The 13,785-nt window shown below is 43.3% G+C and carries 17 protein-coding genes; 13 read left to right on the top strand and 4 right to left on the bottom strand.

What is annotated here, in order from left to right; translation table 11 throughout:
- Positions 1-372, top strand: coding sequence for a hypothetical protein (locus tag ACHSBP_RS18450; protein WP_395390037.1), 372 nt, complete (start codon positions 1-3; stop codon positions 370-372).
- On the top strand, positions 369-1,166 hold the full coding sequence (locus ACHSBP_RS18445) for a PhzF family phenazine biosynthesis protein (RefSeq protein ID WP_395390036.1): 798 nt from the start codon (positions 369-371) through the stop codon (positions 1,164-1,166). The genes ACHSBP_RS18450 and ACHSBP_RS18445 overlap by 4 nt, the downstream gene beginning before the upstream one ends.
- 18 nt (positions 1,167-1,184) lie before the next feature.
- Here the strand turns inward: ACHSBP_RS18445 and ACHSBP_RS18440 are convergent, their stop codons facing one another.
- Positions 1,185-1,592, bottom strand: coding sequence for a helix-turn-helix domain-containing protein (locus ACHSBP_RS18440; protein WP_010558517.1), 408 nt, complete (start codon positions 1,590-1,592; stop codon positions 1,185-1,187).
- A gap of 81 nt (positions 1,593-1,673) precedes the next feature.
- Here ACHSBP_RS18440 and ACHSBP_RS18435 point away from each other — a divergent pair, with 81 nt between their 5' ends.
- The 9 genes from ACHSBP_RS18435 to ACHSBP_RS18395 all read left to right on the top strand — a co-directional run bounded on the left by ACHSBP_RS18435 (position 1,674) and on the right by ACHSBP_RS18395 (position 7,163).
- Positions 1,674-2,279 (top strand): class I SAM-dependent methyltransferase, encoded by a 606-nt coding sequence (locus ACHSBP_RS18435; protein ID WP_395390035.1) that lies wholly within the window; start codon positions 1,674-1,676, stop codon positions 2,277-2,279.
- Positions 2,280-2,352: 73 nt separating this feature from the next.
- Positions 2,353-3,108 carry an alpha/beta hydrolase gene (locus ACHSBP_RS18430; RefSeq protein WP_395390034.1) on the top strand — a complete coding sequence of 252 codons (756 nt, stop codon included), beginning with the start codon at positions 2,353-2,355 and terminating at the stop codon, positions 3,106-3,108.
- Between the two features lies 1 nt (position 3,109).
- On the top strand, positions 3,110-3,604 hold the full coding sequence (locus tag ACHSBP_RS18425; protein WP_395390033.1) for a GNAT family N-acetyltransferase: 495 nt from the start codon (positions 3,110-3,112) through the stop codon (positions 3,602-3,604).
- A gap of 7 nt (positions 3,605-3,611) precedes the next feature.
- Positions 3,612-4,070 carry a DUF523 domain-containing protein gene (locus tag ACHSBP_RS18420; RefSeq protein WP_395390032.1) on the top strand — a complete coding sequence of 153 codons (459 nt, stop codon included), beginning with the start codon at positions 3,612-3,614 and terminating at the stop codon, positions 4,068-4,070.
- A 330-nt stretch (positions 4,071-4,400) separates the two neighbouring features.
- Positions 4,401-4,943, top strand: coding sequence for a GNAT family N-acetyltransferase (locus ACHSBP_RS18415; protein WP_395390031.1), 543 nt, complete (start codon positions 4,401-4,403; stop codon positions 4,941-4,943).
- A 142-nt stretch (positions 4,944-5,085) separates the two neighbouring features.
- A complete protein-coding gene (locus ACHSBP_RS18410; RefSeq protein WP_395390030.1) occupies positions 5,086-5,571 on the top strand; it encodes a helix-turn-helix domain-containing protein in 486 nt (161 codons plus the stop codon).
- A gap of 8 nt (positions 5,572-5,579) precedes the next feature.
- Positions 5,580-5,990: a GFA family protein gene (locus tag ACHSBP_RS18405; RefSeq protein ID WP_395390029.1), complete on the top strand. Its 411-nt coding sequence runs from the start codon at positions 5,580-5,582 to the stop codon at positions 5,988-5,990.
- A 4-nt stretch (positions 5,991-5,994) separates the two neighbouring features.
- Entirely contained in the window at positions 5,995-6,741 is a 747-nt protein-coding gene (locus ACHSBP_RS18400; protein ID WP_395390028.1) for an SDR family oxidoreductase, read from the top strand.
- A 2-nt stretch (positions 6,742-6,743) separates the two neighbouring features.
- The gene (locus ACHSBP_RS18395; RefSeq protein ID WP_395390027.1) at positions 6,744-7,163 is read left to right on the top strand and encodes a GNAT family N-acetyltransferase; all 420 of its coding nucleotides are present in this window, start codon (positions 6,744-6,746) and stop codon (positions 7,161-7,163) included.
- Positions 7,164-7,199: 36 nt separating this feature from the next.
- Here ACHSBP_RS18395 and ACHSBP_RS18390 read toward each other — a convergent pair whose 3' ends face one another.
- Entirely contained in the window at positions 7,200-7,811 is a 612-nt protein-coding gene (locus ACHSBP_RS18390; RefSeq protein ID WP_395390026.1) for a TetR/AcrR family transcriptional regulator C-terminal domain-containing protein, read from the bottom strand.
- Positions 7,812-8,032: 221 nt separating this feature from the next.
- Between ACHSBP_RS18390 and ACHSBP_RS18385 the strand changes: the two genes are divergently transcribed.
- Positions 8,033-9,115: an efflux RND transporter periplasmic adaptor subunit gene (locus ACHSBP_RS18385; RefSeq protein WP_100915819.1), complete on the top strand. Its 1,083-nt coding sequence runs from the start codon at positions 8,033-8,035 to the stop codon at positions 9,113-9,115.
- Between the two features lie 2 nt (positions 9,116-9,117).
- Positions 9,118-12,168: an efflux RND transporter permease subunit gene (locus ACHSBP_RS18380; RefSeq protein WP_395390024.1), complete on the top strand. Its 3,051-nt coding sequence runs from the start codon at positions 9,118-9,120 to the stop codon at positions 12,166-12,168.
- A 90-nt stretch (positions 12,169-12,258) separates the two neighbouring features.
- Here the strand turns inward: ACHSBP_RS18380 and ACHSBP_RS18375 are convergent, their stop codons facing one another.
- Both ACHSBP_RS18375 and ACHSBP_RS18370 read right to left on the bottom strand, forming a co-directional pair.
- A complete protein-coding gene (locus tag ACHSBP_RS18375; protein WP_395390022.1) occupies positions 12,259-12,777 on the bottom strand; it encodes a cytochrome b in 519 nt (172 codons plus the stop codon).
- Positions 12,774-13,742, bottom strand: a complete 969-nt coding sequence (locus ACHSBP_RS18370; RefSeq protein WP_395390021.1) for a catalase family peroxidase — start codon at positions 13,740-13,742, stop codon at positions 12,774-12,776. The genes ACHSBP_RS18375 and ACHSBP_RS18370 overlap by 4 nt, the downstream gene beginning before the upstream one ends.
- Positions 13,743-13,785 lie beyond the last annotated feature (43 nt).

Genomic DNA, 13,785 nt, shown 5'->3' with positions numbered 1-13,785 from the left:
ATGTTTAACCAACACGTGCTTTACGTCACTATTAATAAAGACCACATTACTATCGATAACTTTGACGCTAACAAGCAGCAAGTGATCACAGGTACGTTTTCTAATGCACGATTAGCTATCGCACATTTTCAAGCTTGCGAAGCCAAACTCAAAGACGCTATCAGCCAAGTACAAACTAAATCGCTGCTGCAAACACTCACCTTAGTTATGCATCAACAAGCACTGAACGACGGTGGTTTGTGTGAAATTGAAGAACGTATTTTACTTGAACTTGGGTTAGGTGCTGGTGCAAGCAAAGTATTTATTTGGCAAGGGCAACCACTCACAAGCGAGCTAATCGCACAAAAAGTTTACGAGAAGGGGCAATCATGAAACTTGAAATGCAGGTGATTGATGCATTCACCAACGAGCGATTTAAAGGCAACTCTGCAGCAGTGATCATTACTGATGATTGGCTAAGTGACAGCCAAATGCAAAATATTGCCAGTGAAAACAACTTATCAGAAACCGCTTATTTAGTGAAAAATGAGGCTAATGTTTACCATATTCGCTGGTTTTCGCCACTTACCGAGATTGATTTTTGCGGCCACGCCACGCTTGCATCGGCCTTTGTTCTATTTTCTAAATACCCAGAAAAGTCAGAATTTACATTTTTCGCAAGCGCCGTCGGCGAAATGACCATAGTGAAAAACGCGCTCGGCCGTATTGAAATGGACTTTCCAAATCGCAAACCAACACCCGTTGAGCCACACCAAGTGCCCGCGGCATTGCTTGAAGGATTATCACACACGCCACTTGAAGTGCTTAAAAACGACCAAGCCTATTTCGCTATTTATGACAATGAAGCGACTATCAATGCAATCAGCACCGATTCTGACAAGCTCAAACAGCTGGCCCCTTTTGATGTCACAGTGAGTGCACCGAGCACACAATTTGATTGTGCATCACGCTATTTTTGGCCCGCCAATGGCGGTGATGAAGATCCGGTAACCGGCTCTATTCACACAGGACTTGCGCCCTACTGGGCTGAAAAATTGAATAAACAGCAAATTGTGGCGCTGCAAGCATCAAAACGCAGTGGCATTTTATATTGTGAAGTAACAGACAGCCGCGTCAAAATCTCTGGCGATGCAGTGCAATACCTAACAGGCACCATTACAATTTAAGCAAAATCCGCAATGATATTACTTCAGCTTGTTCGGTTTCGCTTTTAGGCGTTTACCCGCAAGATTTAAAAAACGCTGAAACGTTGGGCAAGCTAAATGATGTGGCGCGCTGCACTCAGCAGCGTGGCGCAAGCCATCTCGTATCGCCGTCATCGATTTAATTTGTTTATCGAGCTCGTCGGCTTTTTCAAGCAATAACGAGCGATTCACCTCAACGCCTTTCGGCAGCAGCATTTCAGCAATTTCATCGAGCGATAAACCAACGTAGCGCCCCAAGTTAATTAGCGCCAACTTCTCTAACACCTGTTTATCGTAATAACGGCGTAACCCATTGCGGCCAGCAGAGCGGATCAGCCCTTTTTCTTCGTAATAACGTAATGTTGATGGTTTTAAACCCGATTGTTTAGCAACTTGCGCAATATCCATAATTTTTCTCGCGTGCACTTGACTTAAAGTCGACTTGAAGTAATACCCTTATTCTATTGTTTAAATTAACAGGCGTAAATCATGACCTTTGACAGCATGTGGGACACACGATTTTCAAACAGCGAATATGCTTACGGTACGCAAGCAAATGACTTTTTAAAGCAACACGTTTCATCACTTAAAGCAAACAAAGTGCTCACGCTTGCAGAAGGTGAAGGACGCAATGCAGTATTTCTTGCTCAGCAAGGATTTGAGGTCTGTGCCGTCGACGCATCAATCAAAGGGTTAGAAAAAGCAGCGCGATTAGCTGACAAGCACAAGGTAAACATTGAGTTTATTCACGCTGATTTAACCAACTTTGATTTAGGTGAAAATAAATGGGATAGCATCATCTCAATTTTTGCCCCGTTTTCACAAGCGCATAGGCGTTTACTTCACGCCAATGTAGTTAAAAGTTTAAAACCAAATGGGGTATTTTTACTTGAAGCCTACACCCCCGAGCAAATTCATTTAGGCACAGGCGGCGGCAACGACATCAGTACAATGATCACAACAACACAGCTTAAAAATGAATTAGCCGGGCTAGATTTCGCATTGCTACAAAGCCTTAAGCGCACTGTTATTGAAGGTACATTTCATACCGGTGAGGCAGCTGTGATCCAAGCAATCGCACGGAAATCACTATAAATCATATAGCTAAAATGTTAAAAAGGCGCTCAATCAAACGTTTAAAAACAATAATTTATAAAAAGGAAGATTCATGCGTTTTTCTCTTGCGTTAAGCCTGCTGTTAGGCCTTGCGAGTTATGCGGTTAATGCCAAAAATAGTGACCTGAGCGTGTTTGATAAGTCACGCGACCGTCATATTCCAGTGACAGTCTCAAAGCCTATAAATTCAGCAAGTTGCACGCAAAAAAATCAATGTCCGGTCGCCATAATTAGCGCGGGATATGGGATTAAACACACTGAATACCAGTTTATTGAAACTTTACTCAATAAAAATGGGTTTTTAACTATCGCTGTTGGGCATGAACTGCCCAATGATCCGCCGCTCTCAGTCAGCGGTGACTTATACCAAACGCGCAGCGAAAACTGGCAGCGTGGCGCACAAACACTGCGCTTTGTAAAATCGCACTATGCCAACAAATACACACACTATAACTTTAATGCACTCACGTTAATCGGCCATTCAAACGGTGGCGATATTTCGACGTGGCTTGCCAATGAAAACGTCGATTATATCGAGCGCGTGATCACTATCGATCATCGCCGTGTACCGCTTCCTCGAAATCCAAATATTAAGGTGCTGTCAATTCGTGGCAGCGACTTCCCAGCCGATAAAGGTGTGCTTTATAGCGAAAGCGAAACTCAGCAGCTACCTGTATGTGTTGTTAAAATTGCAAAATCTCGTCATAACGATATGTACGACGGTGGCCCTAACTGGTTAAAACAGGCAATAAACGCACACATCACGCAGTTTTTAAATAACCAACCTTGTCATTCTAAAAGCGAGTAATATGAAAGATCTGTGCTTGTTCAATAGCCAACGACTCACGGTGTCGGCGTTAAAGCAAACCCTAAACCATGTTGAACTTAACCAGCTGATTGCAATTTTAAGTCCCGAGGTAACACGTTACTTACCACCTAGTTTTCACGGGATTACAACACCTGTTGATGCAAAGGTTTGGTTAAATGAACAAGCACACACATGCCAAGTTTATGGCATCTATCACAATGCCGAGTTAACACTGATTGGCTTACTAATAATTTATGAAGACAAGGGCCATGCATATATTGGTTATTTATTTAACGCGCAATATTGGGGCAAAGGTTACGCCAGTGAACTACTAAAAGCACTCATTCACTATGGCAGAGCAAAAACACAGTGGCGCGTAATACACGGTGGCGTAAGCATTGATAATCCAGCATCGGCGCACGTGCTAAGCAAAATGGGGTTTACCAAAACGCCTTCTAACACCAGCGATATGCTGCAGTTTGAATTAGCGCTTTAATAAACTGATGCAAAAATTACTAATAAGCAGCTGTTTGTTTGGCAATCCTGTTCGATACAACGGCAAAGCGCTCGCCCTTGAGTTACAAACGCTGAAACAGCATTTTGAACTTTTGCCTTTTTGCCCCGAAGTAAGCGCAGGTTTGCCAATACCAAGGCCGCCCGCCGAAATTATCTATCGCCAAAAACACGATACCACACGTGTGATACAAGATGACGGACTTGATGTGACCGACGCATTTATGCACGGCGCAAAACTCACCTTAAAATTTTGCCAAACACACCACATTAAATTGGCGTTATTAACCGAATTTAGCCCTAGCTGTGGCAGCACTGAAATATATGACGGCACCTTTTCAGGCAGTAAAGTAAGTGGACAAGGCGTCACTGTACAGCTGCTAAGCCAGCACGGCGTAAAAGTATTTAATCAGTTCAATATTAATGCTTTAATTGAACTGGGTAGCTAGGGCCTGATGACCTTTCAAGTTCGTTTTTGCAGCAGTTTGATTGGGTTTTATACAAGGCAGAGGCTGCGTGGCATAGTTATTCTATGTGAGTCAGCCGATAACACAGTAGAAAACCCAACCAAGCGCTGCCGAACGGTTCTTTTGAGCGCACTTTTCTCATTGTTGCCTATATGGATGTAGGTAAGGGGCGTGAGCAGGACGCGGAAGCTTTGCTCGATATTCGCTTAGATTACTAGGCCACACGTCGAGCGCCGCGATAAAAGCACGCTCAAAGAGAACAAAAATAGAACGGCAAAGATCAACAGGCCCTAACTACAAGGAACACCAAACATGGACATCAACTACCGCGTTGCCAATCAAAGCGATGCCTCAGCAATTGCGTCTCTTCACACACAAAGTTGGCAAAACACCTACCATACTATGTTAAAAGCCGAATACTTAAGCCAAGTTGCCCCAAACGAGCGTTTAGCGCTGTGGCAATCTCGTTTTGCTACTGAAAATAGCAAGCAGCATGTAATTATTGCGAGCCACCAAAGCAAACTCGTTGGCTTTATTTGTGTTTACGCCGATCACAATGCAGAGCTTGGCAGCTTGCTCGATAACTTACATGTCGATGGTCATTATCACGGTAATGGCATCGCCAAGCAGCTAATGTCTATGGCAACACAATGGCTGCAAGTAAACGCCCAACATCCAAGCATCTACTTAGAAGTGCTATCAGGAAATCATCACGCCATTAAAGTGTATGAAAAGTTGGGCGCTAAACGCGTTAAGGCAGGTGTATGGCATGCGCCATGTGGTTCAGTGGTCGATGAATTTGTTTACCAATGGTCGGATAAAACTCAATTAAGTGAGTACCAACACTCAGTATAACCGCCATATTATTGAGGTGTCGCTAAATTGTCAGATAGATGACAGGTGAATGTCATTAAGATGTCTGGTATTTGTCAGTGCAGTCGGTACACTAAATTTTTATGCTGTTCCTTATCAACTTACATCGATAAGGAAATACATCATGAGTTTATTTGTGAAACTAGATAATAAGAAAATACAACAATTGCGCTTACAACACTGTTGGAGTCAAGAAGAGCTGGCAGTCACGGCGGGATTAAGTATTCGCACCATTCAGCGTGTTGAAAAAAATGGCAACGCCTCGCTCGAAACCAGTAAAGCATTGGCCGCGGTTTTTGAGCTAACACCCGCGCAACTGCAACAACAATCAAATATTGAGCATATTACCTTTGCCTTTTTAATTAATTACGGTTGGATTGCCGCGTTTGCCATTTCAAGTGTGATGTTTGGTTTGTGGATTGTTGATATTCTGATCCCTACGCTAAAAGGCGCCAATTTTGATGCCCAATATGAATTACACGGAAATTTTCGTTATTTGGATTTTGGTGGCATCAGCTTTGTGATAGGGTTTGTGTGGTTAAGCATTAACATTTGTGTTGATTTTCAAGCGCGTAAAAAGCAGCTATCAAATTCAACTTCCTCAGTTTAAGGACAAATATGTATTCTGCCACTTGCCTATGCGGCGAAGTTCACATGACAATTAACGGCCCAATTAGCGATATTATTCATTGCCACTGCTCACTTTGCAGAAAATCAAGCGGTACCGCCTTTGCGACCAATGGCTTTATTGACTCGCAGTCGCTAACAATCGAAAAAGGGCAAGAATTCATTAACTCGTTTGAAGTAAAACCGGGTAGAAAACGTCATTTTTGCAAGCAATGCGCGTCACCACTTTATAGCTCAAATGCGGATGACCCAACACGTTTACGCCTGCGCTTAGGTGTACTTGACTGCGATATTGCTGAACGCCCAATGTCCCATAATTTTGTTGATTCAAAAGCCAATTGGGATAGTTTAAATATTGACTTACCGCACTACAGCGAGTTCGAGCCAAGTCGCTCAAAATAGCATTATGAATAAAGACACAATAAACAAAGTTGTTTTAGTTACCGGCGCTTCTCGCGGTATTGGCGCCGCTACGGCAAAACTGCTCGCTAAGCGCGGTTATCGTGTTGCCATTAACTATGTAAAAAATGCCGATGCCGCAACAGATGTTGCAAATGAGATCAAACAAAACGGCGGAATGTGTGATACATTTTGTGCGGATGTTACAAACGAAAACGCAGTTACTCACCTTTTTGATAACATTGAAGCGAATTTAGGCAAAGTTAATTATCTCGTTAATAACGCAGGCATTTTATTTAAACAAAGCACACTTTCAGATATTTCCCTTGAGCGCTTTTTAAATACCGTTAACGGTAACCTTACCAGCACGTTTTTATGTGCCAAAGAGTTTATAAAACGTTGCCCGAGTGATGGCGCAATTGTGAATGTGTCTTCGGGTGCATCGCAATCAGGCGCGCCCTTTGAATACGTTGACTATGCCGCAGCAAAAGGCGCGGTAGATTCACTTACCCGTGGCCTTGCCCTAGAAGTTGCCGAGCACGGTATTCGTGTTAACGCTATACGCCCAGGGCTTATTTATACTGATATTCATAGCGACGGTGGCGAACCAACGCGCGTTGACCGACTCAAAGAAAAAATCCCACTTAAGCGTGGCGGGCAACCTATAGAAGTAGCAAATAGCATCGCTTATTTATTATCAGACGACGCCTCGTTTATTACCGGAAAAATACTTGATGTTACAGGTGGCATCTAATAATGCCTTCACCCTTTCAAGTACAACAAATTACCGCCGCTGAAACGATTAGCGTGCGTCATCACGTACTGTGGCCAGACAAGCCAATGGATTTTTGCCAATTACCGGAAGACCAAAACGCCGTCCACTTTGGCATTAAGGTTAAGCGAGAACTAGTGTGTGTAGCATCGTTATTTATCAATAAAAACGAAGCGCGTTTGCGCAAATTTGCCACCTTGCCAAGTTACCAAAACCAAGGTCTCGGCAGCGAACTTTTACAGCATATTATAAGCGATGTTAAAAAGCGCAATATTGAAAAGTTTTGGCTTGATGCCCGCGAAACAGCCGTACCGTTTTATCGTCGGTTTGGCTTAACTGTTGAGGGTGAGCCTTTTTTAAAACACTACCTAACTTACGTCAAAATGGCACTGCGCCTTAGCTAACGCGGTTGCATTTACGCCAAAACCGCGTTTACTCAATTAAATTTCGTAGTAGCTTAAAAACAAGTCCAGAGTATCATTTGTTAGCTCGCGCATTTGCGCTTCAGTCAATCGCTCATCAAAATGTAACACCTGCGGCCAAAAAGCTTGCCCTTTTAACAAACCTAGTAATTGCTCAGATACTAGATACGGGTCTTTTTTACGAAATTTTCCATCTTCCATAGCATGTCTAAGCCAACGAATAAGCGTTGTTTCTTGTTCAAAGAACTCACGTAACTCACCATTAGACATCCCTGGGTTAAATAAGCAGTAACCCATTGCCACGCGAATTAAATCAAGTGTGCCTTGATCGCACATAAACTGAAGCTCGTTGGCAATCAACTCGCTCAGCTGACTGCGCAAATCTCGATTCTTATCGTATTCAAACTCATACGTCAGAATATTCTGACTCCAAATATCACGAATAATGTGAGTTACCAAAATCTCTTTACTTTCAAAGTGATTGTAAACAGTACGCTTTGATACTTGCGCAGTTTCGGCAATTTTATCCATGCTGGTGTCGCTTACACCATATTGCTGGAATGCCGTTTTTGCGCCATCAATAATCGCTTGGCGTTTTTGCATACTGCGGCTGATTTTGGCTTCGCTCATGATTTGGTCTCTTAGAAAAGTTGGAAATTATTTTTACACTAATTGGTTTACTTTTCAATTGCGACCAGTAAACTACACCGTACAGTTTACTTGATCAATGATTATACTGAAGCGTCTTTAACCGTTAGCGGTTTTCTATTTTAGGTTTTAAATGCTTTAAAAATCATAAAGATAAAATCAAGTTCGTTTTATTAAACTTTGACAACTAAGCAACAATGACTATGAAAACTCACTTTTTTACCTCTGCGACCCGTGTAAAATTAGTCGCACTTTCGCTGTTAACTTTGTTTTTGCAAGCGTGTTCCGACGCCCCTGCCGAACAACTTACTGTAGAAAAAGTACAAGCCGTTAAGCTAGTACCTGCTGTAAGCAACGCCAAATTGGTTAACCGTACTTTCCCTGCAGAAGTGTCGGCAGTAAAAACCGTCGATTTAAGTTTTGAAGTATCTGGTCGTTTAATCCAAACACAATTAATGACAGGTACGCTGGCAAACCAAGGCCAACTGCTAGCACAAATTGACCCGACACCGTTTAAACAACGTGTACAAGAAGCCGAAGCTCGCTTAAGCCAAGCAACACGAGATTTAGAACGTATTGAAGCAACGGCAAAAAACGGTTTGGTATCTCAAAGTCAGTTAGATAACGCAAAAACCAACTTTGAACTGGCCGACATCGCACTTAAACGCGCTGAAAAAGATCTCAGTTACACCACCTTACTCGCGCCATTTAACGCGCAGATCTCAGAACGTTTCGCTGAAAAAGGAAACTATGTACAAGCCGGCGATATTGTGGCTCGCCTACAAGATGTTTCGCGCTATTACTTTAATGTGAATGTACCGGAGCGTTTGGTAAGTAAATACAAAGAGGGTTCGTTAGTTGGCGCTAATGCACATATTATTTCGGCGCCCGATAAAGTTTACCAATTAGAATACATTGAGCATGCCACTCAGCCCGACCCTATTACACAAACATACAAGGTGGTTTTTGCCGCACAAGCCAATGACACCAATTTAACCCCAGGTGCGCGTGCGGTTGTACAAGTAAGCCTTGAAAGTCAAAGCGACGAGCAACATTTGCTAGTGCCATTTAACGCTTTACAAGGTAACGATAGCGAGGGATTTCATGTTTGGAAATTCAATCGCGATACGGCACAAGTAAGCAAGGCAAACGTCGATGTGTTATCGGTTAAAACCCGTTTTGCAGCCATTAAAAGTGGTATTACCGAAGGTGATTTAATAGTTGCCGCAGGCGCCGCGCAAATGCGCGAAGGCATGACTGTAAAACCCTATAAAGCGGAGCTATAACTGTGGATATCGCTCGTTATTCAATTAAAAACCCAGTCAATATATGGCTGTTGGTGATTGTATTATTAATTGGTGGCACCCTTGGTTTAAGTAACATTGGTCGCTTAGAAGACCCAGCATTTACCATTAAGCAGGTGCAAGTTGTAACCCAGTTTCCGGGCGCTAGTGCACAAAAAGTTGAGCGCGAAGTCACCGAACAACTTGAAATTGCGCTGCAACAAATGCCGCAACTTAAACAGTTAACGTCTATTTCAAAACCGGGTTTGTCGGAAATCACTGTTGAAGTAAAACCTAACTTCGACTCAAACGAGTTACCGCAAATATGGGATGAACTAAGAAAACGACTGCGCGATGTCACCAGTATTTTACCATCAGGTAGCCATGCGCCAACGGTTTACGATGACTTTGGTGATGTTTACGGCATGTATTACGCGCTGAGCGCGCCTGAGTTTAGCCCGCAAGAGTTACGTGAATTTGCGCGCATTATTCGCCGCGATTTACTCATCACCGAAGGCGTTGCCAAAGTGCAAGTCAGTGGTGTGCAGCAAGAGCAATTAGTGGCTTACATTAACCCATATCAGTTGTCGGGCTTAGGTATTTCATTTCCAGAAATCACTGCACTACTTGAAGAAAATTTAAAGCCATTTAATGGCGGTCGTATTCAACTAGAAGGCCGAACCCTACGTTTAATTGTTGAAAACCCGCTAGATCAAATTGAAGAAATTTATAACCTAACAATTGTTGTACCGGGTACTAACCAATCATTTAAAATTCGTGATATTGCTGAGCTTAAATTTGAACCGCTCGATATCCAGCCTACGCTTATTCGCTACCAAGGCAACGAAGCAATTACCCTTGCCGTATCGGCGCTAAACGATGTCAACATTGTTGAAGTAGGTAAGCGCGTGAATGCTAAAGTGGCCGATTTGTTAAGCGAGCTGCCAGCAGGCATCACACTTACCCCAATCTACGACCAAGCCAATATTGTTGATGTATCTGTAAAAGGGTTTATTAATAACCTGATCATGTCAGTGATTGTTGTAACCTTAACGCTAATGGTTTTTATGGGCTGGCGCTCAGGCGTGGTGGTTGGCTCGGTACTGTTAATTACCGTAATGGGCACCGTATTAATTATGTGGCTAATGGGTTTGCAGCTACAGCGTATTTCTCTGGGCGCTATGGTAATTGCTATGGGGATGCTGGTTGATAATGCCATTGTAGTTGCCGAAGGTATGATGCTGCGCATGAAACAAGGCAAAAAAGCGCTTGAAGCCGCAAGCTTTATTGTAAAACGTACGCAATGGCCATTATTAGGAGCAACAGTAATCGGCATTGCGGCCTTCTCGGGCATTGGTTTATCAGACGACGCAACGGGTGAGTTTCTTTACTCGCTATTTGCGGTGGTGTTAATTTCGCTCATGCTCAGCTGGGTATTAGCAATCACCGTAGTGCCGCTATTTGGTAAATACTTTTATAAAGTGGAGCAGCAATCAAATACACAATCTGGCCACAGTGCATTTTATCGTGGTTATATCGCCCTACTACACAGTGCACTTAAATTAAGATGGATTACGGTTGCGGTGCTTTTTGCCATCACCTTTATTGCCTACGCCAGTTTTGGTTTAGTGAAACAAGGTTTCTTCCCACCTTCAAATGCGCCTATTTTCTTTGTGCATTACTGGGGACCGCAAGGGCAAGATATTCGCGAAACCACCAAAAAAGTAGCCGATACCGAAAAAATGCTACTGCACTTTGATGAAATAAAGTCAGTAACCAGCTTTGTTGGCCGTGGTGCAGATCGCTTTACCTTAACTTATGCGCCGCAACAACCAAACGAAAGCTACGGCTTTTTCTTGGTACGCACCCACCAGCGCGATGAAATTGACGGGGTGATTCAGCAGTTAACTAAGCTGATGCCAGACATCGATCTCAACGCAGACTTTTATACCGAACGCATGCAGTTTGGCCCAGGTGGCGGTGCTAAATTAGCAGCGCGATTCTCAGGCCCAGATTCTGAAGTACTACGCAAGTTAGCCCGTGAAGCAGAAAACATTATGCTAAACGATGGCAAAATTCGCGATATTCGCCACGATTGGCGTGAAAAAGGCTTAGTGTTAAACACCCATTATGATTCGGTAAACGCAGGCATTGCGGCGGTTTCACGTAATGATTTTGCACAAACGATTCAATATGCATCAACGGGGCTGGAACTTGGCCGCTTGCAAGATGGTGATTACAGCTATGCCATTACCGCCAAAGTTGCAAGCTCGGGCCAATCAGAAATAGAAGCAATTGAAAACAGCTTAGTGTGGAGTTCATCACAGCGTAAATACATTCCATTTAGGCAAGTATCAACGGGCTTAAAACTGGAAAATGAAGAGACTCAAATTCACCGCCGCGACCGCGTAAGAACCATTACGGTACTTGCCGACCCGGGCTTTGATGAAACCGCAGGTAAGGCATTTGCACGTATCAAACCACAAATTGAAGCAATGCAACTGCCTGCTGGCTATAGCCTAGAATGGGGTGGTGAATACGAGTCATCACGCGATGCACAAAAAGCACTTGGTACAGGCTTGCCCGCAGGCTTTTTAGTGATGCTGTTGATTTCTATTGTGTTATTTGGCCGCGTGCGTCAACCACTGATTATTTGGTTAGTTGTGCCAATGGCTGCGGTAGGCGTTGTAACTGGTTTACTTGTTACCGATATGCCGTTTGGCTTTATGTCACTGCTGGGTTTCTTAAGTTTATTTGGCATGTTAATTAAAAATGCCATTGTTTTACTTGAAGAAATTGATCTGCAAATCAAAGAAGGCAGCGTACCAAACGAAGCTATTTTATCGGCCAGCGCGTCACGTTTACGCCCTGTTGCACTCGCTGCGATTACCACTATTTTAGGTATGGCGCCGCTTTTAAGCGATGCGTTCTTCGCCGATATGTCGGTAACCATTATGGGTGGTTTAGCATTTGCAACCTTGCTCACATTGATTGCCGTGCCTGTGTTCTATAGCATTTTTTACCGCTTAAGCTATCGCAAAGTGAAAGTAAGTTAACACTTTGCTAGCCGATTAAAAAAGCGAGTTAGGGTTTCCCTACTCGCTTTTTTGTTATCAATAAACCGCCGTGTAAAAAAACAATAAACATTAAAGCATGCGTTTTAACTTATCGTCTTTTTTAATAAAGTGATGGTAAAGCGCACCCGCAACATGCATCAAAATTAGCGAGGCAAACACAGCAATAAATAAGCTGTGTAATTCGCGAAACAAGCCATAAAGCACAATATTTGGTTCGCTTTTGACGCCAATGCTCACTATGCCAAAAAACGAGATTGGCTTACTGGCAAAATACTGCGACATCATGCCCGTTAGTGGCACAGCACACATAAAACAATAAAGTAGAAAATGCACACTGCTTGCTGCCATTTTCTGCAACTTAGATTCATCACTACTCGAAGTAAGCGGCTTTGAGCTAAATTTAGCCCACACACGCAGCACAAATAACACTAAAGCAACTAAGCCAAACGCCTTATGCAGTGCCAGTAAACTGGGTTGCCATGGTTCAAGTGAACTAACCATAGTTAAACCTGCTGCAAACAGCGATACAAACATCATCGCCATTACCCAGTGTAATAATCTTAAACTTAAGCTGTGTTTGGCGATCATTGCAGCGCCTCCAGCAGTTTTTCTTTCGCTCTGCGACGATAAGACTCCGCATATGCAGCAGAGCGCGCATTCAAAATGGGATCTTGAGTCGCGACAATGCCTGTTGGTAAGGTTAGCGGATCAAAGTTTATGTCGTGGCAGCGCGCATCTTCGCTGGTATTAATAGTTTTAATCTTGAGCACTCCTGCAGATACCTGTTCGCGTGAGCTTGGCCAAATTACCGCAGGATTAGTTTCATCATCGTCATTACTGGCTAAAGTAAACACCCAATTAAATGATACAGGCCCACTTGCTAAACGGCTTGCTAACTCATCAAACAGCGCATTATCGCTATTTGTAAGGGTATTTGGTGTGTTATCGCGAGGCATAACATGCCACCTAACCGCCTGTTTATTGCTTTGATTATCAATCAAATAGAACGCATTTATGCTGTTGTATTGCTCAAGAGCAAAACTCGAAGACGGGGTGTAGCTGGCTTTCCAACTTAAAAAGTCTTTGCTTTCAGAGTGCTCGTTAAAAAACGCTTTAATCGCATTAGGCCCTTGCTTAATTGCCACAATTTGCTGATAAAAATCATGTGCGTTAGTGACCGCCATCGCTGGTGGTGTATTCATGGCAATACGCCATTGCTCAGTGCTGCTTAAATTAAAACTCAACGCTAGGCTGCGCACTGGCGCTTTTAAATCTGGCGCTGTTGGATTACTACCCGCAATTGAAAAGCGACCAACAAAGGCAGTCGTTCCAGCTTCAAACAAAGTTGCTTTTGTGTAGGGTGCAAGTGCGCCATTAGCGACAAACTCACCTGTTATACATGCACCTTTTGCATGCGCACGGCGAAAACCAGCAAACGGCTTATTGCCTTCTTGCAAGTCGACAAATTGCTGCGCAGTGACTTTTTCCTGTGCAACTAAATTGGCAGACAACACCAAACCCGACCAAGATAAAAATTGAATAAGTGTTTTCAAATGTGCCCCTTAACTTTAATAAACCACGATAAAGTTCACATCC

Origin of the sequence: Pseudoalteromonas sp. XMcav1-K (genome assembly GCF_044005875.1) — a bacterium.
Lineage (GTDB): Bacteria > Pseudomonadota > Gammaproteobacteria > Enterobacterales > Alteromonadaceae > Pseudoalteromonas > Pseudoalteromonas spongiae.
The sequence above is the reverse complement of the archived record's forward strand: the minus strand, read 5'-3'. Positions and strand labels throughout refer to the sequence as shown.

What these genes read in the sequence shown, in the direction of transcription:
- ACHSBP_RS18450 (WP_395390037.1), top strand. Translation starts at nt 1, where the DNA reads ATGTTTAACCAACACGTGCTTTACGTCACTATTAATAAAGACCACATT.
- ACHSBP_RS18445 (WP_395390036.1), top strand. Translation starts at nt 369, where the DNA reads ATGAAACTTGAAATGCAGGTGATTGATGCATTCACCAACGAGCGATTT.
- ACHSBP_RS18440 (WP_010558517.1), bottom strand. Translation starts at nt 1,592, where the DNA reads ATGGATATTGCGCAAGTTGCTAAACAATCGGGTTTAAAACCATCAACA.
- ACHSBP_RS18435 (WP_395390035.1), top strand. Translation starts at nt 1,674, where the DNA reads ATGACCTTTGACAGCATGTGGGACACACGATTTTCAAACAGCGAATAT.
- ACHSBP_RS18430 (WP_395390034.1), top strand. Translation starts at nt 2,353, where the DNA reads ATGCGTTTTTCTCTTGCGTTAAGCCTGCTGTTAGGCCTTGCGAGTTAT.
- ACHSBP_RS18425 (WP_395390033.1), top strand. Translation starts at nt 3,110, where the DNA reads ATGAAAGATCTGTGCTTGTTCAATAGCCAACGACTCACGGTGTCGGCG.
- ACHSBP_RS18420 (WP_395390032.1), top strand. Translation starts at nt 3,612, where the DNA reads ATGCAAAAATTACTAATAAGCAGCTGTTTGTTTGGCAATCCTGTTCGA.
- ACHSBP_RS18415 (WP_395390031.1), top strand. Translation starts at nt 4,401, where the DNA reads ATGGACATCAACTACCGCGTTGCCAATCAAAGCGATGCCTCAGCAATT.
- ACHSBP_RS18410 (WP_395390030.1), top strand. Translation starts at nt 5,086, where the DNA reads ATGAGTTTATTTGTGAAACTAGATAATAAGAAAATACAACAATTGCGC.
- ACHSBP_RS18405 (WP_395390029.1), top strand. Translation starts at nt 5,580, where the DNA reads ATGTATTCTGCCACTTGCCTATGCGGCGAAGTTCACATGACAATTAAC.
- ACHSBP_RS18400 (WP_395390028.1), top strand. Translation starts at nt 5,995, where the DNA reads ATGAATAAAGACACAATAAACAAAGTTGTTTTAGTTACCGGCGCTTCT.
- ACHSBP_RS18395 (WP_395390027.1), top strand. Translation starts at nt 6,744, where the DNA reads ATGCCTTCACCCTTTCAAGTACAACAAATTACCGCCGCTGAAACGATT.
- ACHSBP_RS18390 (WP_395390026.1), bottom strand. Translation starts at nt 7,811, where the DNA reads ATGAGCGAAGCCAAAATCAGCCGCAGTATGCAAAAACGCCAAGCGATT.
- ACHSBP_RS18385 (WP_100915819.1), top strand. Translation starts at nt 8,033, where the DNA reads ATGAAAACTCACTTTTTTACCTCTGCGACCCGTGTAAAATTAGTCGCA.
- ACHSBP_RS18375 (WP_395390022.1), bottom strand. Translation starts at nt 12,777, where the DNA reads ATGATCGCCAAACACAGCTTAAGTTTAAGATTATTACACTGGGTAATG.